At 68.6% G+C, this 21,138-nt stretch carries 19 protein-coding genes and 1 tRNA gene; 5 read left to right on the forward strand and 15 right to left on the reverse strand.

Annotated features, from left to right (window positions below; translation table 11 throughout):
- Positions 1-430 precede the first annotated feature (430 nt).
- Positions 431-514 (reverse strand) — tRNA-Tyr (locus tag BA895_RS12700).
- A 130-nt stretch (positions 515-644) separates the two neighbouring features.
- Between BA895_RS12700 and BA895_RS12705 the strand changes: the two genes are divergently transcribed.
- Positions 645-1,139, forward strand: coding sequence for a YajQ family cyclic di-GMP-binding protein (locus tag BA895_RS12705; RefSeq protein ID WP_070192278.1), 495 nt, complete (start codon positions 645-647; stop codon positions 1,137-1,139).
- A 4-nt stretch (positions 1,140-1,143) separates the two neighbouring features.
- On the opposite strand, the gene BA895_RS12710 is transcribed toward BA895_RS12705, so the two are convergent.
- Complete coding sequence (locus tag BA895_RS12710) at positions 1,144-1,926, reverse strand: DUF4031 domain-containing protein (protein WP_070192279.1); 783 nt, start codon at positions 1,924-1,926, stop codon at positions 1,144-1,146.
- Positions 1,927-2,099: 173 nt separating this feature from the next.
- On the opposite strand from BA895_RS12710, the gene BA895_RS12715 reads away from it, so the two are divergent.
- On the forward strand, positions 2,100-2,390 hold the full coding sequence (locus BA895_RS12715) for a WXG100 family type VII secretion target (protein ID WP_070192280.1): 291 nt from the start codon (positions 2,100-2,102) through the stop codon (positions 2,388-2,390).
- A gap of 122 nt (positions 2,391-2,512) precedes the next feature.
- Here the strand turns inward: BA895_RS12715 and BA895_RS12720 are convergent, their stop codons facing one another.
- From BA895_RS12720 to BA895_RS12745, 6 genes are all read right to left on the reverse strand, one after another.
- Positions 2,513-3,028, reverse strand: coding sequence for a DinB family protein (locus tag BA895_RS12720; RefSeq protein WP_070192281.1), 516 nt, complete (start codon positions 3,026-3,028; stop codon positions 2,513-2,515).
- A 113-nt stretch (positions 3,029-3,141) separates the two neighbouring features.
- Complete coding sequence (locus BA895_RS12725) at positions 3,142-4,026, reverse strand: carbohydrate ABC transporter permease (protein WP_070192282.1); 885 nt, start codon at positions 4,024-4,026, stop codon at positions 3,142-3,144.
- Positions 4,023-5,021: a carbohydrate ABC transporter permease gene (locus BA895_RS12730; protein ID WP_070192283.1), complete on the reverse strand. Its 999-nt coding sequence runs from the start codon at positions 5,019-5,021 to the stop codon at positions 4,023-4,025. The genes BA895_RS12725 and BA895_RS12730 overlap by 4 nt, the downstream gene beginning before the upstream one ends.
- A complete protein-coding gene (gene ngcE / locus BA895_RS12735) occupies positions 5,018-6,442 on the reverse strand; it encodes an N-acetylglucosamine/diacetylchitobiose ABC transporter substrate-binding protein (RefSeq protein ID WP_070192284.1) in 1,425 nt (474 codons plus the stop codon). The genes BA895_RS12730 and ngcE overlap by 4 nt, the downstream gene beginning before the upstream one ends.
- A 32-nt stretch (positions 6,443-6,474) precedes the next feature.
- On the reverse strand, positions 6,475-7,266 hold the full coding sequence (locus BA895_RS12740) for a sugar isomerase domain-containing protein (protein WP_070192285.1): 792 nt from the start codon (positions 7,264-7,266) through the stop codon (positions 6,475-6,477).
- Complete coding sequence (locus BA895_RS12745; RefSeq protein ID WP_070192286.1) at positions 7,259-8,263, reverse strand: MurR/RpiR family transcriptional regulator; 1,005 nt, start codon at positions 8,261-8,263, stop codon at positions 7,259-7,261. Before BA895_RS12745 ends, BA895_RS12740 begins: the two co-directional genes overlap by 8 nt.
- Positions 8,264-8,334: 71 nt before the next feature.
- Here BA895_RS12745 and BA895_RS12750 point away from each other — a divergent pair, with 71 nt between their 5' ends.
- Both BA895_RS12750 and BA895_RS12755 read left to right on the forward strand, forming a co-directional pair.
- Positions 8,335-9,423: an N-acetylglucosamine kinase gene (locus BA895_RS12750; RefSeq protein ID WP_070192287.1), complete on the forward strand. Its 1,089-nt coding sequence runs from the start codon at positions 8,335-8,337 to the stop codon at positions 9,421-9,423.
- A 105-nt stretch (positions 9,424-9,528) separates the two neighbouring features.
- Positions 9,529-11,490: a DUF5107 domain-containing protein gene (locus BA895_RS12755; RefSeq protein WP_070192333.1), complete on the forward strand. Its 1,962-nt coding sequence runs from the start codon at positions 9,529-9,531 to the stop codon at positions 11,488-11,490.
- 46 nt (positions 11,491-11,536) lie between these two features.
- On the opposite strand, the gene BA895_RS12760 is transcribed toward BA895_RS12755, so the two are convergent.
- The 3 genes from BA895_RS12760 to BA895_RS12770 form a co-directional block, all read right to left on the reverse strand.
- Positions 11,537-14,023 (reverse strand): polysaccharide lyase 8 family protein, encoded by a 2,487-nt coding sequence (locus BA895_RS12760; RefSeq protein ID WP_070192288.1) that lies wholly within the window; start codon positions 14,021-14,023, stop codon positions 11,537-11,539.
- 276 nt (positions 14,024-14,299) lie between these two features.
- On the reverse strand, positions 14,300-15,943 hold the full coding sequence (gene groL, locus BA895_RS12765) for a chaperonin GroEL (protein WP_070192289.1): 1,644 nt from the start codon (positions 15,941-15,943) through the stop codon (positions 14,300-14,302).
- A 217-nt stretch (positions 15,944-16,160) separates the two neighbouring features.
- On the reverse strand, positions 16,161-16,586 hold the full coding sequence (locus BA895_RS12770) for an HIT family protein (RefSeq protein WP_070192290.1): 426 nt from the start codon (positions 16,584-16,586) through the stop codon (positions 16,161-16,163).
- 35 nt (positions 16,587-16,621) lie between these two features.
- Between BA895_RS12770 and BA895_RS12775 the strand changes: the two genes are divergently transcribed.
- Positions 16,622-17,485 carry an MBL fold metallo-hydrolase gene (locus tag BA895_RS12775; protein WP_070192291.1) on the forward strand — a complete coding sequence of 288 codons (864 nt, stop codon included), beginning with the start codon at positions 16,622-16,624 and terminating at the stop codon, positions 17,483-17,485.
- Positions 17,486-17,578: 93 nt separating this feature from the next.
- Here BA895_RS12775 and BA895_RS12780 read toward each other — a convergent pair whose 3' ends face one another.
- From BA895_RS12780 to BA895_RS12795, 4 genes are all read right to left on the reverse strand, one after another.
- Positions 17,579-18,562, reverse strand: coding sequence for a type IV toxin-antitoxin system AbiEi family antitoxin domain-containing protein (locus tag BA895_RS12780; RefSeq protein ID WP_070192292.1), 984 nt, complete (start codon positions 18,560-18,562; stop codon positions 17,579-17,581).
- A gap of 158 nt (positions 18,563-18,720) precedes the next feature.
- On the reverse strand, positions 18,721-19,182 hold the full coding sequence (locus BA895_RS12785; protein ID WP_070192293.1) for a GNAT family N-acetyltransferase: 462 nt from the start codon (positions 19,180-19,182) through the stop codon (positions 18,721-18,723).
- 80 nt (positions 19,183-19,262) lie between these two features.
- Positions 19,263-19,562 (reverse strand): DUF3263 domain-containing protein, encoded by a 300-nt coding sequence (locus BA895_RS12790; RefSeq protein ID WP_139142638.1) that lies wholly within the window; start codon positions 19,560-19,562, stop codon positions 19,263-19,265.
- Between the two features lie 169 nt (positions 19,563-19,731).
- Positions 19,732-21,093 (reverse strand): pyridoxal-dependent decarboxylase, encoded by a 1,362-nt coding sequence (locus tag BA895_RS12795; RefSeq protein ID WP_070192295.1) that lies wholly within the window; start codon positions 21,091-21,093, stop codon positions 19,732-19,734.
- Positions 21,094-21,138 lie beyond the last annotated feature (45 nt).

Genomic DNA, 21,138 nt, shown 5'->3' on the forward strand with positions numbered 1-21,138 from the left:
TCCCCAATCGATGGGCACCGTCGATCGCGTTTGGGCCCTGGCGCGACGCAAGGCGTTCACTGATGGCGAATACCAGTCGCCTCTCGCGAAACGGCCGTACGACCTCAGGCACGCTGCTGTTTCGCTCTGGCTCAACTCTGGCGTACCGGCGACGCAAGTGGCTGAGTGGGCCGGTCACAGCGTCAACGTCCTCCCGCGCGTCTACGCCGCTTGCCTCGTCGGCCAAGACGAGGAGTCGAGGCATCGCGTCGAGCAGGCTTTGCGCGAACACGACCCGCTTGCAGGGCACGGGCAAAGCAGAACTTCCCCGCGTTTTCCCCGCGGACAGCCGTAGATGGCCGGTGACGGCCGTAACTGACCGGACACCATCGCGAGTAGCGGAAGGGCCCCTGACCGGCGTTTCCGCTGGTCAGAGGCCCTTCTGTGCAGGTGGTGGCAGGTGAAGGATTCGAACCTTCGTAGCTCTCGCGACGGATTTACAGTCCGTTTCCATTGGCCGCTCGGACAACCTGCCCCGTGCGCATGGAAGAATAGCAAGAGATGAGGCGCCCACCGAATCGGGTTCTTGGCGCGCCCGACCCGGCGTCACCTGATCAACGCCCGACCAGCAACCCGACCACCACCCGACCACCAAGGAGACCCCGATGGCCGACTCCTCGTTCGACATCGTCAGCAAGTTCGACAAGCAGGAGATCGCCAACGCCGTGAACTCGGCGTCGAAGGAGATCGCGACCCGCTACGACTTCAAGAACGTCGGCGCGTCCGTCGATCTCGCCGGCGAGGTCGTGAAGATGAAGGCGAACACCGAGGAGCGCTGCCTGGCCGTGCTCGACGTGGTGCAGACCCACCTGGTCAAGCGCAAGGTCAGCCTCAAGCACCTCGATGTGCCCGAGGCCGGGCCCCGACTGTCGGGCAAGGAGTACCACCTCGACGCCGCGCTGAAGGAGGGCATCACCCAGGAGAACGCGAAGAAGATCAACAAGCTGATCCGCGACGAGGGGCCCAAGGGCGTCAAGAGCCAGATCCAGGGCGACGAGCTACGGGTGTCGAGCAAGAGCCGCGACGACCTCCAGGCCGTGCAGCGCATGCTGAGCGAAGCCGACCTCGACGTGGCCCTCAGCTACACCAACCGACGCTGAGGCCCTAACGTTCGAGCGGGCCGAGCTCGGGGTAGATCTCGACCGCGAGCGGCCACCAGAACAGGTGGGAACAGAGTCGGACGAACTCGGTCGGGTCGACCCATCGTGTCTCTCGGATGCCGTCGTCGCCCTCGCTCAGTGGTTCCCCGTCGACATCGAGCCCGGTGCGGAACACCTGTAGATAGGGGCGCCCGGGCTCGATGAGGTTGTCGTCGGTATGCGGTGTGAACCGTTCGTAGCCGCAGGGAACCACCTGTCGGGCGTCGATCACGAGGCCGGTCTCCTCGAGGGTTTCGCGCACGGCGTTCTCGGCCGGGCTCTCCCCCGGTTCTCGCCAGCCCCCGGGTGAGCCCCACTCGTCACGCCGGATGCTGTAGACGACGGCGAACCGGCCCCGTGCGTCTCGGACGAAGACCATCGCGGCGAACACCTGGTCGTCGCGAGCCGGCGCTCGCCCGGCGACGAGGTCGACGTCGCTTGTGCCGTTCGGGAAGGGCACTGCGAGCTGCCGTGACACACCGCGGTCACCCTTGCGTTTGCGCAGGCGCAGGCCCGACGCGTTGAGCCGCCGGGCCAGGTCAACCCCCGTCGTCAGTGCGGCGCCCGCGTCGATGAGCTGCTGCCACCGCTCCTGCGGCACGTCGTAGTGGTCGCCGTCGAACGACCGTGGATGCAGCTTCTGCCCGACCGCGAAATCGTGCAGCTCGGCGTAGGAGGTGTCGCTGACGAGGTGTGCGAACAGCCGGCCGTGGGCGGGCCAGATCGGCTCGTCGATCCACAGGGTCATCCTTGGAGCCTAGGGGCCACTACCCGGGGGCTGCACGGCCGGGCCTGTGGATGACGGCCGAGGTGCCACGCGAGATTTCCCTAGGTTCAAGGGGTCAGGTCGCGAAGCGGCCACCGTTGCTCAAGGCCACGGCCCGTCAAGGCCGCCGGGGCCCGACCAAAAGGAGTGAACCCATGGCTCGATCCGTGATCGACACCGAGCGCATCGCCGTTGCAGCGGGCGACATCAACCGTCTCGCCGACACCATCAACAGCAGCGCCTCCGAGCTGCGCGGTCGCCTCGCCGGCATGGCGGGTGACTGGCAGGGCCCAGCCAAGGTTGAGTTCGAGCGCGTCATGCAGGACTACCAGCGCTCGCAGAACCAGATGACCGAGGCGCTGGCCGACATCGGTCGCCTCACCATGAAGGCGTCGACGGCCTACGCGGAGCACGAGAACGCGACCCGGGCGCTCTTCGCCCACTGAGGTCATCCCCGACGTGCCGGGCCGGCCACCGCCCCGGGCTGACCCGGCGCCCCCGCCGAAGGGTGGCTCTCCCCCGAGAGCCGCCCTTCGGTGCATCCCGCCAAGCGGCCACGCCCTCCGGCTCAGTAGTAGCCCTTCTCACCGTCGAGCAGCTCGCGCAGGAGGTCGAGGTGGCCCGCGTGTCGGGCGGTCTCCTCGAGCATGTGGTGCAGCATCCAGCGCAGCGAGGCCCGCCCCGCCGGCCAGCCCGTGTACCGGCCAGCCTCGTCGAGCGAGTGGGCGGCAATGATCTCGTTCGAGACGACACACTGCCGCTGGTAGCTCTCGAGCAGCTGCGTCAGTGACACCCCCTCGACCCGCATGTCGCTGTCGGGGTCGTCGAACTGCGCTTCCGCTTTGGGCCGGTCGAGGAACGCGACCTCGAACCAGGTGTTCTCGACCGAACACAGGTGCGAGACGATGCCGGCAACCGTCATCAACGGCGACGTGGGAATCACGACGCGGTGTGCGTCGGCCTCGCTCACGCCCGTGCATTTCCATCGCACGATCTCACGCTGCAGGTCGAGCCAGCCCACGATCTGGGTGCGTTCGTCGGCGACGAAGGGGGGGCGGCGGCGTTCTTCAATCGGCTGCGACATGAATCCCGAGGCTACCGCCGCCCCCGCCGAACCGGCATCCCCATTTCCAACCATCGAGGGGACAGCTCGCGCAACACGAACTGCCCCCTCGATGGTGGAGCGGAGGGTGACGACTACTTCATCGTGCCTGCCGATACCGAACCCTGCAGCTGGCGCTGGAAGATCAGGTACACGATGAACACCGGCACCACGGTGATGACGACGGCCGCGAACAGCGCACCATAGTCGACGGCGTAGTTCGCCTGCGACGCGAACGAGGCCATGCCCTGAGAGAGCACGTAGTTGTCGCGGGTGGTGTTGAGCGCCACCGGCAGCAGGAACTGGTTCCACAACCCGAGGAAGTTGAAGATCGCCACCGACGCCATCCCCGGCTTGGCCATCGGCAACATCACCTGGAAGAACTTGCGCCACTCCCCCGCCCCGTCGACCTCGGCCGCCTCGGCGATCTCGGCGGGCAGATCCTTGAAGAAGGGGTAGAGGAAGAACACCGTGAACGGCAGCGCGAACGCCACGTAGGTGAGGATCAGCCCCGGCAGGGTGTTGAGCAGACCGATGCTCTTGAGCACGAAGAACAGTGGCACGATCGCCAGGAACACCGGGAAGGTCAGCCCCGCCAGCATCAGGTAGTAGATCGCTCGCGCCCCGAAGAAGTCGAACCGGGCCAGCACGTAGGCGCACATGGCGCCCAGGACCATGACGATCACCAGCGCGAACCCGACCACGATGACCGTGTTGAGGAAGAAGGCGCCGATACCCGAGTCCGTCCAGGCGTTGACGTAGTTGTCGAAGTTCCAGTTCTTCGGCAACGAGAACGGAGACGCGAAGATCTCGGTCGTCGTCTTGAAGGAGGTCATCACGGTCCACGCCAACGGCACGAAGATGATGACCGACCAGAGGATCAGCACCGTGTGCGACGACAGGCTGAACGCCCGGTCGCCCACTGTGCCGCGGTAGGTCGCCGCTTTCGGTGTGACGCGAGGCTCGGTCGCGGTGCTCATCGGGCCTCCCCTTGCTGGCCCCCACCGGTGAGACGGTTGACCAGGAACACCAGGCCGGCGAAGACGAGCGTCATCGCAGCCAAGGTGACCCCCATGGCGCTGGCCAACCCGAACTGGCCCTTGCTGAAGGCCGTCGTGAACAGGTCCTGGGACATGACCAGGGTCGAGTTCTCGGGCCCACCCCCTGGGTTCATCGCCTGCATGTAGACGAAGGCGTCGAGCGCCAGGATGCCGAGGTAGATGTAGGCCGTCTGCACGTTCTCACGGATCAGCGGGATGGTCACCGAGAACGCCGTGCGCAGCCGGCCGGCACCGTCGATGCGAGCCGCGTCGTACATCTCCGACGGGATCCCCTTGATGGCCGCCACGAACAGCACCATGTAGAAGCCGACGAAGCTCCAGATGATGACGAACATGATGGCCGGCATCGCCGTTCGCGAGTCACCCAGCCAGGGGAAGGACGTGAACCCGTCGAGCCCGATGCCGGTGAGCACAGCGTTGAGCAGTCCGCTCGAGGGGTCGTACATCCGCGCCCAGAGGATCCCGGTGATGATGGCCGGGATCGTGTAGGGGAAGAACGACACGACCCGGTAGAAGCTCGAGTTGCGCAGCCCCCGAACGGCTCCGTTGCTCGAGCCCCCGACCGTCACCATCGTGGCGAGCGCAAGGCTGAGCACGATGGTGACGATCGGCACCACGATGGCGAGGATGACGTTGTTCTTCAGCGCCGTCATGAAGATGTCGTCGTTCCAGAGCTTCTGGTAGTTCTCCACCCCGATGAAGTTCATCTTCGAGGTGAAGCCCGACCAGTCGGTCAGTGAGTAGTAGAAAGCCTGGACGAACGGCCAGATCACGAACATCACGAAGATGGCCAGCGGCAGACCGAGGAAGACGAGCATGAAGCTGACTCGGTCGAACGTCAGACGGCGTCGGGATCGTTTCCGTGGCGGACCCGCCTGGCCGTCGGGGGCTGCGACCAGCGCGGGACTGGTCATGAGACCTTGACCTTCTTCACCGAGTCGTCATTGCGAACCTTGTCGGTGATCTTCTGCAGACCTGAGGTCAGTCCCGCGACGTCGAGGCTGCCGGCCAGGAAGCTGTTCCACACCACGAGCTGGTCCTTGTTGGTGCCGTAGAGGTCGACGAAGTTCCAGGTGAAGATCTTCTCTCCGGCCTTCTCCAGCATGCTCGTCTGCGAGACGAGAGCCGTCGACCCGAAGCCGTCGGGCGGCACAATGCCCTTGACGATGGTCGGCGACAGCCGCGTCTTGGAGAAGTTCGTGGCCGCCTCCTTGGAGAGCATGACCCGCAGCAGCTCCTTGCCGCCGGCGACGTTGGCGCCCTTGGTGGGAATGACGAACGGCTCGCCGGCCGCACTGTGCATCGCCTCGTAGGGCATTGACGCGCTGGAGTCGACGGTCGGCTCGGGCGCGCCGGTCATCTTGAAGCCCGACTTCGTCTGCTTGCTCATCTCGTTCTCGATCCACGAACCGGACGGGTAGAGCAGGGCCGACTGGTCGTTGCTCCACTGCGACTGCGCTGCCGTGAACTGGGTGCCGGCCCCGCCGGGCTTGAAGTAGCCGGCCTTGACGACCGCGCCCATCGCCTTGAAGACGGCCTGCACGGCCGGCTTCGACCAGCAGTCGCCCTCGAGGTTCTCCAGTGACAGCCGGATCTCGTCGCCGCCCTGCTTGATGGCCGAGGAGATCGCCAGCGTCTGGTAGTAGGTGGCAGCCTCCTTGCCCCAGACGAAGAGGTACTTGTCCTTGGCCTTGGCGGCGGCGCCGAGCTTCATCGCGTCGTCCCAGGTCTTCGGCGGCTCCCAGCCGTTCTGCTCGAACAGCGAGGCGGAGTACCAGAGCGCGTAGACCGTCAGCACGTAGTTGAGGGCCACGAACTTGTCGCCGAACGTCCCCGGCTTGGTGACCCCACCGAAGAGGGTGTCCTTGATCGGAGTGCCCTCGAGGTTCGGCGCCTCGATGACGCTGGTCATGTCCTCCAGCTGGTCAAGAATGCTGTTGAAACCGATCGAGCCGGCGCCGGAGTTGTCGATGAGGTCGGGCGGGTTGCCCGAGACGAAGCGCGGCTGCAGCTCCTGGGCGATCTGGGTCGACGGAGAGACCTTGACCGTGCTTCCGGCGTGGTTCTTCTCCATGATCTTCGCGGCGAAGGTCACGTAGTCGATGCCGTATCCGCCGTTGAAGATGACGGCGTCGACGGTGGCCTTGTCGGCCATGCCGAAGGGGTTGTCCTTGGAGACCTTGCCGGTCTCGCCGCCCCCTGCCGCGGGGGTGTCGTTGCTGCTGCTGCTGCCGGCGCACGAGGCGAGGGTGCCGGCCAGGGGCACCGCCAACGCTGCCGCGAGTGCACCTCTCATGAAGATGCGGCGGTCGATCGCCTTCTTCTCAATGTCCATTGTGGTGTGTTTCCCTTCCATGGGTGGGTGTTTCAGGCGTGCCGACGGAGTCGGTCGCCGTAGCGGTCTTCGAGGCCGTGGTTGTGTTCGTCGCCGCCGGGGATGTTCGCCGACAGGTAGACCGGCGGCGTGCTGCCGGATGCCGCGAGCCGCTCGGCAGCGCCGATGGTGAGCAGCTGGGCGATGAAGGCGGCGGTCATCGACGAGACCGCCCCGAGCCCGATGCCGCCGTCGCCGCCGCCCCCGTCGCCGCCCTCCACGCCCCCAAGGGTGAGCGTCGCGTCACCGTAGGGAGCGAGGTTGTCGATGACCACGTCGGCGATCTCGCTGAGGCGCAGGCCACTCGGGTGCTTGGGCGTCACCCGTGCGGTGTGCTCGAGGCTCGTCACGGCGATCACGCCGTGGCCGTTCTCCTTGGCCTTGAGGGCGAAGCCGACGATGGAGCCGTTGACCCCCGAGTTGCTCGCGATGAGAAAGACGTCGGCCGGGTCGGGGTCGGTCAGCGCCCAGAGGTCGTCGACGATCGTCGGCTCGCGTTCGAGGGCGGCGGCCTCAGCCAGCACCGACCGGTGCTGACCGCCGAGCACGACGACGTCGCTGAGGGCGATGCGGGCCGTGGGGATGAGCCCTCCAGCGCGCCCGGCGATCTCCATCGCGAACGCCTGTGAGTGCCCGGTTCCGAACGCCTGGAGGATGCCGTTGTCGGTGATCGAGCCGGCGATCATGGCGATGGCGGTGTCGAGGCCACCCTCGGCCGCCATCGCGGCGATCCGCTCGATGCGGCTGGTGGTCTGTTCGGTCATCTGTCTCATGAGGTCAGACATGCGCGGTGTCCTTTCCGGGCTGGCCACCCGGGGCGGAGGGAAGGGAGGTCGGTTCGTTGTTCTTGGACGCGGACGGTTGGCGGCGCAGCAGCCGGCGATGGGGAGACACGGCCATCGCCGAGGCCGCCAGCTTGGTGGTCGTGCGGGGAAAGTTCTGCTGTGCGACCAGCACGTACAGCAGGTCGAGCACGAAGAGCTGCGAGTGCTTGGCCGACAGCTCGTCAGGCTGGAGGTACTCGTCAGGGGCTGCCGTGTGCAGATGCTCGTCGGCGAGCCCGGCCAACGGCGAGTCGGAGCGGTTGGTCAGCGCGACCGTGAAGGCGCCGGTCGACTTCGCCTGCGAGAGCATCTGGATCGTCTCGTGGGTGCGGCCGGTGTTCGAGATGCCGATCGCGACGCTGCGCTCGTCCTGGATCGCGGCGCTGGTCAGGCCGAGGTGGACCTCCGTCCACGCGTGCACGTTGACGCCGATGCGGTAGAGGCGCATGGCCATCTCGTTCGCCATGCCGCCGCTGCCGCCGATGCCGTAGATGTCGATGTGCTCGCACGTCGCCATTCGAGCCGCGATGAGGGTAAGCTGCTCGAGGTCGATCGACTCGGCGGTCGCCTCCAACGAACGGGCGTGCGTGTCGAGCAGCGCCCGCAGCACCTCGCCGGCACTGTCGTCGGGATCGAACGCCCGACCGATGTCGGTGTGCCAGGACTCGTTCGTGTCACCCCGTCCGACGTCGGCGGCGACCCCCACCCGCAACGGCACGTAGCCGGCGTAGCCGATGGCCCGGCAGAACCGGGTCACGGTCGCCGCCGAGGTTCCGGCCTGCTCGGCCAGCTCGGTGATCGAGAGGTTGAGCGGCGCCGTCGGGTGCTCGAGCAGCAGCCCCGCTATCTTGTCCATGGCTACTGACATCTGCGGCCTTCGGGCGGCGATCCGGTGGGCGACGCCGAGACGCGAGTCGGCGGGGCCGACCCGGTTCGCCAGCTTTGGCGTCGTCACCATGATGAAAATTCATCTCACTCGTAGGAGTTGTTCACTGAAAATCTTTCCCATCCTGAGCGTGAGGTCAACGAATGAGCGATGACAAGTCGATAACGATGACCCACCACCTCGGCATCGACGCGGGCGGCACCTCCACCCGCGCCGTTGTGCTCGACTCTCACGGGCGTGCCCTCGGCTATGGACGATCGGGCAGCGGCAACCCCATCTCGGCCGGCCCCGTCGTTGCCGCCGCGTCACTTCGAGCCGCCACCGCCCAAGCCCTGGACGGCGCAGCCCTGGCCGGCTCGGTGATCAGCACGACGGCCGTGGCCATGGCCGGAGGCAGCAGCGTGACCGATGACCTCACGGTGGCCGCGAGCATCCGGGGGGCGCTCCTGCCCACCGGAGTGACGGCCGCCGTGACGATCGAGAAGGACCTGCTCGCGCTGTACTTCTCGGGAACGCCCGAGGCCGATGGCTACGCCCTCGTAGCCGGCACCGGGGCTGCGGCGGTGCGGGTCCGAGGCGGCGAGGTGGAGGCGGTCTGTGACGGGTTGGGCTGGCTGCTCGGCGACGACGGCTCCGGCTTCTGGATCGGACGCGAAGTGGCCCGAGCCGTCGCTGCCGACCTCGACGGGCGAGGCCCCACCACGGCGCTGACCCCGATGCTGCTCGCTGCGAGGAACCCGGGCCTCACGACTGGTAGAGCCCCCACCTCCAGCTCCGTTGTGCGGCATGAGCTTTCGAGCGAACGCGACCTACGACTGAGCGAGCTCGTGAGGTGGGTCTACGCCCTCCGACCGGTACAGCTCGCCCAGTACGCTCCGCTCGCCTTCGAGGCCGCCCGTGCCGGCCATGACGCCGTAGCCGAGCACATCGTCAACCAGGCCGGGCACGTCCTCGCCGCCACGCTGGCCGCCGTCGTCAGCCCCGGCCTCGACGGCCCGCTCGTGGTCGGGGGCAGCGTGCTGGTGAACCAGGCCGCGGTGCGTGACATCGTCAGCGACGTCGGGCCTGCCCGCCTTGACGGGCCGGGAGACCACCGGGCACACCGACGGCCCGTCGTCGTCGTGCCCGACGGACTGGTCGGAGCCGCAGTGCTGTCCCTGCGCAACGCCGGGATCCGGGTCGACAAGACGGTGTTCGACACCGTGACGCGTTCCCTGGGGCAGCTGCGCTGACCGACCCGTACGGTGGGCTGGGGCTGGGGCCGCTACCGGCCCGAGCCGACCACCATCAGCGCGGCCCCTGCCGACCGGCGACCCGCTCCTGGAAAGGAACCCACGGTGACGAGCACCCTGCACCTCCGCACCCTCTCGCTGCCGACCGCGCCGATCGGCCCACCCAACCCGTTGCCGCCGATCTTCGCGCCGTCCGACACGCATCAGGTGGCGGCGCCGGGTGACGCCGACGCGGAGATGCTGAACGGCATCCGGTACGGCCGGGTTCGCAGCGTGCTTCCCTACCTGCTCCAGGACGGCTACGACCGCTCGCTGACCGAGACCGAGCACGAGGTGGCGGTACTCGAGAACGAGGTGCTGAAGGCCACGTTCCTGCTCGGCGCTGGGGGCCGACTGGTCTCGCTCGTGCACCGGCCGAGCAACCGCGAGCTGCTCTTTCGCAACCCGGCCTTCCAGCCCGCCAACCTCGCCCTGCGAAACGCCTGGGTCAGCGGCGGGGTCGAGTGGAACATCGGCACGATCGGGCACAGTCCCCTCACCTGTGAGCCGCTGCACGCCGTTCGTGCCCGGCACGCCGACGGCTCCCCCGTGCTGCGGATGTACGAGTACGAACGGCTGCGCGGCGTCGTCTTCCAGATCGACGCCTGGCTGCCCGAAGGCTCTCCCGTGCTGCTCGTGCACGTGCGCATCGTCAACCCGAGCGACGCGACGGTGCCGATCTACTGGTGGTCGAACATCGCCGTGCCCCTGACCCCCGACGTGCGCGTCGTGGCTCCCGCCGACGCCGCCTGGCAGTTCGGCTACGACGCGACCCTTCGGCGCGTGCAGATGCCGGTCACGGGCGGTATCGACCGCACCTACCCGACGCGCAGCACCGAGGCCGCCGACTACTTCTTTGACATCCCTGCGACCGAGCGGGGTTGGATCGCCGCCCTCGACGCCGAGGGCACCGGCCTGGCCCAGGTGTCGACCAGGCGTCTGCGCGGTCGCAAGCTGTTCCTGTGGGGTCAGAGCGACGGTGGCCGCCACTGGCAGGAGTGGCTCAACGGACCCGGCCATGACTATCTCGAGATCCAGGCCGGCCTCGCCCGCACCCAGCTCGAACACCTCCCCCTCCCACCCAGGGCGGAGTGGTCGTGGGTCGAGGCGTACGGAATGGTCCGGTGCCCGCCCGACCACGTGCACGGGTCGCCGTGGTCGCTCGCCCGTGACGCGGCAGCCCGAGGAGTCGAAGAGCTCGTCACCGAAACCGCGCTCGAACGGGCCCTGACCGAGGCGAAGACCTGGGTCGACGACGAACCCCTCGAGGTGCTGTCGGTGGGTTCGGGCTGGGGCGCGCTCGAACGCACAGCCCGCGCCCGTTCGGGTGACGACTCGCTTCGGATGCCGGCAACTCCCTTCTCTGACAGCACGATCGGCCCAGCGCAACAGGTCTGGCTAGACCTTCTCGACGGAGGTGACAGCCTGCCGGGCGACCCCTGCGAGCCGCCTCTCTCGTACGAGGTCGACGACCGCTGGGTCAGGCTGCTGGGCCGGGCCACGGGCTGGCGAGCCGCTCTGCACCGAGGCGTGGCGCAAGCCGCCGACGGGGACTTCGACGCGGCCGAAACCGAGTGGGCGGCATCCGCTCACGAGCAGCCGAACGCGTGGGCGGTGCGCAACCTCGGGGCACTGGCCCGCTTCCGGGGGGAGCTCGGCCTCGCGGTGGCGAACTACCGCGCCGCGCACCGACTGCGGCCCGACCTGCTGGCCCTCACCCTGGAGCTGCTCGAGGTGCTGCTCGAAGCCGACGAGCCGGCTGCGGCACTGGCCGTGGTCGCTGACACGGCCGAGCCGCAGCGGGCCCACGGCCGGCTCCGCTTCGCCGAGGCACGAGCCGCGCTCGCGACCGGCGACCTTTCCCGGGTGTCCGCGATCATCGAGAGCGGCCTCGAGATCGCCGACATCCGCGAAGGCGAGACCTCGCTGACGGTCTTCTGGGACGCCTACCAAGACGCACTCTCGGCGGGTCTCGATCGTCAGCCGATGCCGCGCGCCCTCGACTTTCGGATGAAGGCGTCGGACTGACTCGTTCGGTCGGGAGGGACCGCATCCGGTTCAGGCGCGGGGTAGCTCAGGTGTGGAGCGCGAACTCCAACGTTCGGCCGGCCGACGCGCTCACGTCGATCGTCAGCGTGACGACGTTGCCTGACCGCACCAGGGTTACCCGGCTCGCGTCGACCCCCCTGACCCGGCGAGCCCTCGTGTTCGTCACCACGAGGGTGACCGTGCTCTGCGCCTGCGTCGGGTCACTCACGCTGATCCGGGCCATGCTCCCTGTTTTGCGGGCGATGAGGCAGAGGCTGCCGTTCGCGGTGAAGTCACCGACCGTTCCCGGCCTCCAGAAGTTGGCGGCGGTGAGGCCGCCTCGGCAGCCGAGACCCTGGGCCGTCGCGTCGTTGCGCAACACAGTGACGGTGGCGCGGCGGGCCTGGGCCTTCGTTCGAGCCACCCCCGCACCCGGCAGCACCACGTAGGCGTAGGTCGAACCGGCGACGTCGGCGCCCGACCCGTGGGAGTAGGCCAGGGTGGCGTACTGCCGGGTGCGCAGGTCGCCTGCCCCCGCGGCGGTACTGGTGTTGTTGCGCTGCCACGTTCCCTCGCGTGGGGCGACGCTGGCGGTGAGTCCCGGAGCCCCGTCGAGGAAGACGTAGCCGCCCGCCCCTTCCAGGTGGGCCCACCGGGCCCCGCCCACGGCAGAGCCGCCGGCGATCTCGGATGCCGCGCTCTTCGTGGCGTCAGCCCGGACCGTGCGGTCGGTGGCTCCCAGGCTCACGAGCAGCTCGCGTGGGCGGTCGCCGAGGTTGCGGTGCTCGACGACCGTACGCACCTCAGCGTCGCTCTGCGTGGAGATGTCGCTGCCCAGGGCCACGACCATGTCGGGCAGGGTGAACCACGACTTCCGGGCCACCAAGCCGGTGCCCCCCGGGGCGACGAGGTGCATACCGGCCAGGGCCAGATCATCGAAGGTGACGCCACCGGTCCACTCGTTCTGTGGGGTGGTCGCGCCCCACTCCCCCTCGGGGTTGGGGGGCAGCGGCGTCAGGTCGACCGTGGTGCCAGGGGGTGCCGTCAGGTCGAAGGTGGCCCAGTAGTCGTCGTCGAAGTGGTCGTCGTCACCCGCGAGGTAGAGGTAGGTCATGCCCTGGCTCGTCTTGACCCCCTCGAAGTTCTCGGCGGGGGTGCCCTCGTGCCACGCGATCCGTCGCGAGCACATCGCCACGCACAACGCCCAGGAGCTGCGCTTGCCTCGGTAGACGAGCCGGTCCATGGCCTGGAACAGCCGCGGGCCGGTCTCGTCCGCTCGCGCCGGCACCGACGAGCTCATCAGGTCGGTGACCAGGGCCAGGCGCACGATGTTGGTGGTGTCGGTGACGGTGGCCGCGGCGTTGTTGACGATCCACTGCTTGCACAGGCCTCGCCAGTGCCGCGCCGTCGCCGCGTCGGCGGCCTGCGCGAGCCGCAACGTGTACTCGATGAGCTGGTTGCCATCGTCGATGCTGCGCTCGGCGAACCGTGAGACGGCCCGCCCGCGAACGGCATCCATCATCTGGCCGTTGTACATCAGCGGTGCGAACGAGCCCTCCACCGCCGACGTCAGGTTGGCTCGGGTGGGGTCGGTGATGTCGAAGGTCGTGCCGGCGAGCAGGGCGAAGAGCTTGGAGAGCCCGCCGAGCAGCACCAGCCCGTAGGTGCCCGTGTAGCCGATGGTCGAGTGCTGGACGAACGACCCGTCCTTGAAGAACCCGTTGCCCTCGGTGACGTACTGCCAGGTCGGGCTGAGCGCCGAGACGGCAGCCTGGAGCAGGGCCGTGTCGGGCTGGACGATGGAACGCACGATGATCGCCTGGCAGATGTCGACCCGGTTCGCCCCGTCAGACGAGATGACCCCGCTCGGGTGGATCTGCAGCCGGGGGTCGCGGTTGGGCAGGAAGTGGTCGATCGATGCGCAGTAGGTGTCGATGGCCGACTGGTCGAGCTCGGCGTGCAGGATCGCCATGATGTCGGCGAGCGGGCGGGAGGCGCCGATGATCCACGACCACCAGTTGCCCCACCAGTCGGTGTTCTCGTTGTAGATCGTGGTGTGCAGGTGCTCGAGGCCGGCCTTGACGGTGTCGAGCACCGCAGCCGAGCCCTCGTGCGCCGAGCCCGGTGTGGCCCAGGCCACCGCCATCGTCTGTAGGTCGACGTAGTTGAGGCGCATGGCGTTCGACTGCGCCGTACCTTGGGGACCGCCCCAGTTGTGGTCGGAGAAGAACTGGGTGTCGCTCGGGCTCACCATCGCGAGGCGGGCGGTGACTCCTTGGTCGAGGGTGGCGATGGCGTCGGCGAACGTCGACGGTGAACCGGAGATGAGGTTCCGGCCGGTCAGCGAGTCGACCCAGCGAGCCCGCAGCACCTCGAGGTCGGCCCCGGTGAGCCCCGGTGCCGCGGCGGCTGCCTGCGCGAAGCTCGGCGCGAGGGCCGCGACGACAGCCAGGCCACCTGCGCCGCGCAGCACGGTACGGCGCGACAGGGTGATTGGCGATGGCTTCGCGGATGCCGTTGAGGTGGCGAACATGGGGGTGCTCCTCGGTCTCGGGGATCCGGCAACGTGCCGAACCCGTCCCGGCGACCGTAAAGAGACAGATCGGAAGGATTCAAGAAGTACCTCCAGATTTGCGGGACTGTGCCCTCCACCGGACCGACCGAACGCGAGCGGCCAGAGGGGAAACGCCGAAGGGCGGCCCCTCCCGTAGGAGGAACCGCCCGTCGGTACGTGCAGGTGGTGCAGTAGTTCAGTGACTCAGTGACTCAGTGATTCACTGACTCAGGCGTGCAGATGAAGCGGTGGGGCTCAGAAGCCCATGCCGCCCATGCCGCCCATGCCGCCCATGTCGTCGCCGCCGCCCATGGCCGGAGCAGACTTCTCCGGCTTGTCGGCGATGACGGCTTCGGTCGTCAGGAACAGGGCCGCGATCGAGGCTGCGTTCTGCAGCGCCGAGCGCGTCACCTTGACCGGGTCGATGATGCCGGCAGCCAGCAGGTTGACGTACTCACCCGTGGCAGCGTTGAGACCGTGACCGGCCTCGAGACCGCGCACCTTCTCGGCCACGACTCCGCCTTCGAGACCGGCGTTGATCGCGATCTGCTTGAGCGGGGCCTCGGTCGCGACGCGAACGATGTTCGCGCCGGTCGCCTCGTCACCCTCGAGGTGCAGGGTCTCGAAGGCAACCTTGGCGGCCTGGATGAGAGCGACGCCGCCACCGGCGACGATGCCCTCTTCGACGGCAGCCTTCGCGTTGCGAACGGCATCCTCGATGCGGTGCTTGCGCTCCTTGAGCTCGACCTCGGTGGCCGCGCCCGCCTTGATGACGGCTACGCCGCCGGCGAGCTTGGCGAGGCGCTCCTGCAGCTTCTCACGGTCGTAGTCGCTGTCGGAGTTCTCGATCTCGGCCTTGATCTGGTTGATCCGACCCTCGATCGCGGACCGGTCCTCCTGGTCCTCGACGATGGTCGTCTCGTCCTTGGTGACCACGACCTTGCGGGCCTTGCCGAGCAGGTCGAGGGTGGCGTTCTCGAGCTTGAGACCGACCTCCTCGGAGATGACCTGACCACCGGTGAGGATGGCGATGTCACCGAGCATGGCCTTGCGGCGGTCACCGAAGCCGGGGGCCTTGACGGCAACCGACTTGAAGGTGCCCTTGATCTTGTTCACGACCAGGGTCGCGAGGGCCTCGCCCTCGATGTCCTCGGCGATGATGAGCAGCGGCTTGCCCGACTGCATGACCTTCTCGAGCAGCGGGACGAGGTCCTTGATGCTGCCGATCTTGGAGTTGGCGACGAGCACGTAGGCGTCATCGAGCACGGCTTCCATGCGCTCGGTGTCGGTCACGAAGTAGGCCGAGATGTAGCCCTTGTCGAACCGCATGCCCTCGGTCATCTCCAGCTCGAGGCCCATGGTGTTGGAGTCCTCGACGGTGATGACACCTTCCTTGCCGACCTTGTCCATCGCCTCGGCGATGAGGTTGCCGATCTCCTCGTCAGCCGCCGAGATGCTGGCGGTGGAGGCGATCTGCTCCTTGGTGTCGACCTCGACGGCCTGCTCGAGCAGCGTCTTGGTCACGGCGTCGACGGCCTTCTCGATGCCCCGCTTGAGGGCCATCGGGTTGGCTCCGGCCGCCACGTTGCGCAGGCCCTCGCGGACCATCGCCTGGGCGAGCACGGTCGCCGTCGTCGTGCCGTCGCCGGCGACGTCGTCGGTCTTCTTGGCAACTTCCTTGACGAGCTCGGCGCCGATCTTCTCGAACGGGTCGTCGAGCTCGATCTCCTTGGCGATCGAGACGCCGTCGTTGGTGATGGTGGGGGCGCCCCACTTCTTCTCCAGCACGACGTTGCGGCCCTTCGGGCCGAGCGTCACACGGACGGCATCGGCGAGCACGTTCATGCCTCGCTCGAGACCGCGGCGCGCCTCTTCGTCAAACGCAATCATCTTGGCCATTCGGGTGGTTCCTCCCACACGAAACGTTGGTGGTGGGACGCGTGTCGCCCGCGACGGACGGACCCGGCTCACGCAGTTCACGTCGCTGCGAGCGCCGAGACCTCGGCACACGGCCCATGGTCTTTCTGTCACTCCCCTAGTGAGAGTGCTAACGACATTATTGGCACTCTCACCCCGAGAGTGCAAACGTCCGGACGGCCGGTTCGGCAGATTCCGGTCAGGCCGGGGGCGGCGTGTCGAGCACCGAGCGGAGGCGGGCGGCGTAGTCGGCCGACTCGGCCTCGTCGGCGTAGGTGGTGCGTGGCCAGAAGAAGCCGCGCAGGCCGTCGCCCCTGGTGCGCGGCACAACGTGCACGTGCAGGTGCGGAACCGACTGGCTCACCAGGTTGTTCATCGCCACGAAGCTGCCCTGGGCTCCGAGCCCGGCAACGACGGCCCGGGCCAGCCGCTGGGTCGCCTCGAGCAGGGGCGCGTGCAGATGCGGCGGCAGGTCGAGCAGGGTGTCGACGTGCCCGCGGGGCACCAACAGCACGTGGCCCTTGAACACGGGTCGGCGGTCGAGGAAGCCCAGCAGCTCTGGCTCGTCGAGCACGATGTCGGCCGGCAGGTCGCCGGCGACGACGGAACAGAAGGTGCACGGCATCCCCTCAGCGTGCCATCCGGCCCTACGGTGGGCCAATGGTCGTGCCGAGCGGGTTCGTCGAGGTGGCAGACCGGGTGCTCGTGGCCCGGTACCCGCAGTGGAACGTCAACGTGGGGCTGGTGCTCGGGCGAGACGGCGCCGTCGTGGTCGACACCCGGGCCAGCGACCGACAGGGCTCGGAGGTCCAGGGCGACATCCGGGCGCTCGGTCGCGACATCGTCGTTCGCCACGTGGTCAACACTCACGTGCACTTCGACCACACCTTCGGCAACTCCGCCTTTGCGTCGGCGACCGTGCATGCGCACGACAACGTCGGCCGAACCTTCGTCGCCGACGCCGAGCGCATCAAGGCTGAGTTCCGGGCCGACCCCGGAGACGGCCCCGAGTACGGCTACACCGAGGCGGATGCCGCAGCCGTGCTGGCGACCGTGGTGCGCGGCCCCGACTGCACGTTCGGCAAGGGTGCGACCATCGACCTCGGCGACCGGGTCGTCACCCTCGCGTACGCCGGTCGGGGGCACACCGACGGCGACATCGCCGTGCACGTGCCCGACACCGACGCGATGTTTCTCGGCGACCTCATCGAGGAGAGTGCCCCGCCCTCCTTCGGGGGCGACTGCTGGCCCCTCGACTGGGCCGACACCCTGGGCTCGCACCAGAACTGGCTCGGGCCGGCCAGCGTGGTCGTGCCCGGGCACGGGCGGTGCGTCGACGCGGCCTTCGTCGAGCGCCAGCGCAGCGAGATCGCGGCGGTGGCGGCCGTCATCCGCGAACGGCGCATCGCCGGGCAGTCGTGGGCCGCTGCCGTGGCCGAGCCCGACGAGCGCCTGGCCTACCCGCTCGACGGGCTCGAGGCGGCCTTCCGCCGGGGCTTCGACCAGTACCTGGGGTCAGTCTGACCGGTCTGGTCGGAGGGTTGGCAAGGTCGGGGAGGCCTATCGGCACCTACTGCCGAGAAACCTCCCCGACCTCTTCGAGGTCTGCCTCACCGCTCAGCCGGCCGCCCGAGCAGCGACCTCCACCGGGCATCCGGCGTCACAGGCGACCGGCGAACCAGCCCAGCCGCGTGATCGAAGCAACCGAACGAGCTGCCCCGCTGTACGGCACGGTTCGAGCACATGGCCCCAGCCGAGGCGCACCGTGACCTGGCCGGTGATCGCCGACTCGATGTCGCGCTCGAAGTCGTCCCACCGACGTCGCGAACCCGCATGGGCCAGCCGTCCGTCGAGCTCGACCAGTGTGGCGAAGTCGGCGTACTCGACATCGCGGTAGGTGATGCCGCCGCGCGTCGCCACCCGCACCTGGCGTCGAGCCGTCGGCAGACGGTGCCGGCGCTCGACCTGGGTCAGGTAGCGGCGCTCGAAAGCCGACAGGGCACCGTCGGCCACGTCATCGAGCACCGTGAGCAGTGTCTTCCGGTGCCGCAACCTGCCCCGGGGCAGCAGCGTCGCTCGCAGTCGGTCCGGCGTGGTGCGCCCCTCCTGGCACGCGTCTGCGAGCACCGCCACGGCACTTGCCTCGTCACGGCAGCCCGAGGCCACGTCGAGCAGCGCCTCGTCGATGCGCAACCGCGGTGGTGAGAGGTGCAGCTGCACCCGGTCGTCGAAGCGCCGGCGCCGGGTGAGCAGCACACCCGCCGGAGCCCACCCCCTGCGGTCGTGAGCCACCACGACATGGATGGGCTCGGTGCTCACCGATGAGAGGCCGCCGCCGGCCGAACGCACCCCATGCACCCGCAGGGCCGATGGTCCCGCCAGTGCCGCCGGCCAGTGGAACAGGGTCGCCGCCCAGGCCCGCTCGATCCAGGTCGGCTCGCCGGTGTGGTCGACGTAGACGCCGGGATGGACGCGCGACCACTCACGCCGACGCAGCATTCGCTCGATGTCGTCGTCATCGAGGCCCGACGCCAGCACTTGTCGGCGAGCGATGACACCACACTGGCTCTCGAGAACCCGTTCGGCCGCTGGCTCGCCCATGACTCGAAGCCTGCTCCACGCGGCCCCTGCCGCGTACGCCCAGACCCGGCCCCTGTGGATGACGAGCAGGCGCCGGCGGGGTCGGGGAGGTCTGTCGGCACCTGGCGCCGATGAACCTCCCCGACCCTGCTCGAACGGGGCGCATCGAGAACAACGGGTCAGGAGGGCTCGCGCAGGTCGAACTCCATGAGCCGACCCGGCGAGCTGAACCCGAGCCCGTCGTAGAGCCGGCGCGTGCGGTCGTCGGCGGTGGCGCGCACCGAGGTGATGTCGGTGCTGTGGGCCCACTCGATCATCGCCTCGGCAAGAGCCTCCTCGACCCCGAGCCCGCGATGGGCCGGCGCAACGAACAGGTTCTCGACGTGCAGGGAGGTGACCTCCGGCTGCGTCGGCCAGGGCAGCGAGCGCAGGCGTCTCGTCTCGAGGATGCCGGCATGCTCGCCCTCGCGCTGGGCGATCCACGTCGGCCAGTCAGGGCGTGCACGCAGCCAGGCGTCGACGAAGCGGTCGAGAAAGCCGGGTTCAGCCCTCATCCCGAGGTCGCGCGCCGACTGCAGGTGCAGGGCCGCCACGACGAACGCATCGTCGGCCCCGGCACGACGGATCGTCACCTCTGCCATGGGGGAAGTGAACCACGGGGTTCACCGGTGGGGCGTGAGGCGACGCACGCCGTGCTCAGACGGCAGAGGCGTCGGGCCCGTCAGAGGTTGAAGCCGAGGCGACGGCTGGTGCGGGCGCGCTGACGGCTCGAGCGCATCCGGCGCAGCCGCTTGATCAACATGGGGTCGGCCTCAAGGGCAGACGGGTTGTCGAGCAGGGCGTTGAGCACCTGGTAGTAGCGGGTCGAGCTCATGTCGAACAGGTCCTTGATCGCCTGCTCCTTCGAACCCGCGTACTTCCACCACTGCCGCTCGAACCCGAGGATCTCGCGGTCGCGGTCGCTCAGCGGCGCCTGGCCGATCGACGGGTCGGCATGCTGCGTGGCGTGGTCGGTGCTCATGTGCTGGCTCTGGGTCCTGTCTCGCTGTCGTGGGCGGCTCATGCCCTCATCGAGCCACCATAGACCGGGAATGACACCGTTGTCATTCAGCCCGGAGTGTCGCTCCCACCTCACTCCCCAGCAGGCAACACCGGTCACACGCACCCCACCACACGGCATCCGCCGCGGGTCACATCATCGTGTCGAGGATGGCGCTGATGTACGCCTTCGTGGTGCGGGGGTTGACGATGGCGAACCGGGTCAACGTCTCGCCGCGGAAGGTGGTCGGCACGACAAAAGCGAAGTCGTCGGCCAGCAGCCGGTCGGTCCAGGCCTGGTAGTCGGCCGGCGACCACCCGAGTCGGCGGAACACCACGACCGAGAGGTCGGGCGCGCGAACCAGCTCGACGTAGTCGCGCTGCTCGATCTCGGCGGCGGCATGACGCGTGACCTCGAGCGTGCTCTCGACGGCATCGACGTAGGCCTGGGTGCCGTGCACGGCAAGAGAGAACCAGAACGGCAGCCCTCGCACGCGTCGGGTCAGACCGATCGAGTAGTCGGTCGGGTTGAACGCGGCCGCCTCGGTCAGCACGTCGAGGTAGCCGGCGTGCTGGGTATGCGCAGCCCGGGCCAGCTCGGGGTCGCGGTAGATCAGCGCGCAGCAGTCGAACGGCGAGAACAGCCACTTGTGCGGGTCGACGATGAACGAGTCGGCCTGCTCGATCCCGTCGAACAGCGCCCGCACCGACGGCGCGGCCAGCCCGGCGCCCCCGTAGGCGCCGTCGACGTGGAACCAGATGCCGAACTCGCGGCACACCTCGGCGACGGCCGCGAGGTCGTCGACGACCCCGAAGTTCGTCGTGCCGCTCGTGGCCACCACGGCGAAGAAGGTCTCAGGCCCGGTCTCCTCGATCACCCGACGCAGCTCGGGCCCGGTCATGCGCAGGTGGTCGTCGACGGGAACCCCGACGACCTCGGCGTCCATGACGGCGGCCATCGACACGATCGACGAGTGGGCGTTGTCGGTGGCGGCGATCCGGAACGGGCGGGCCCCCGAACCCGCGGCCAGCGCTCGGGCCCGCGCCGCATGACGCGCGGTGACGAGCGCCGACAGGTTGCCGACGGTTCCTCCGGGAACGAACGTGCCGCCGGCCTGCGGGGGCAGCCCGGCGATGTCGGCGATCCAGCGCAGGGCCTGGTTCTCGGCGTACACCGCGCCCGCGCCCTCGAGCCACGAGCCGCCGTAGATGGAGGAGGCGCCGACCACGACGTCGAAGGCCGCCGCGTCGCGGGTCGGCGCGCACGGGATGAACGAGAGGTAACCGGGGTGGTCGGTCGAGATGGTGGCCTTGGCCAGGGTCTCGACGAACAGCTCCATCGTGCGGGCGGTACCGAGCCCGCCTGGGGTGATGGTCTGCCCGACGAGCTGCTCCAGCTCTTCGAGGGAGCGAGACCGGTCGAGCGGCACCGGGTCCATGAGCAGGCGACCGCGGGCGTAGGAGAGAACGGTGTCGACGTCCGCGGGGTCGACAGGCTGGTCGAAGCTGTGCACGACCAGATGCTAGGCCCCCCACCCGGAGTCGCCGCCGCCGGTGGG

Origin of the sequence: Humibacillus sp. DSM 29435 (genome assembly GCF_001758225.1) — a bacterium.
Lineage (GTDB): Bacteria > Actinomycetota > Actinomycetes > Actinomycetales > Dermatophilaceae > DSM-29435.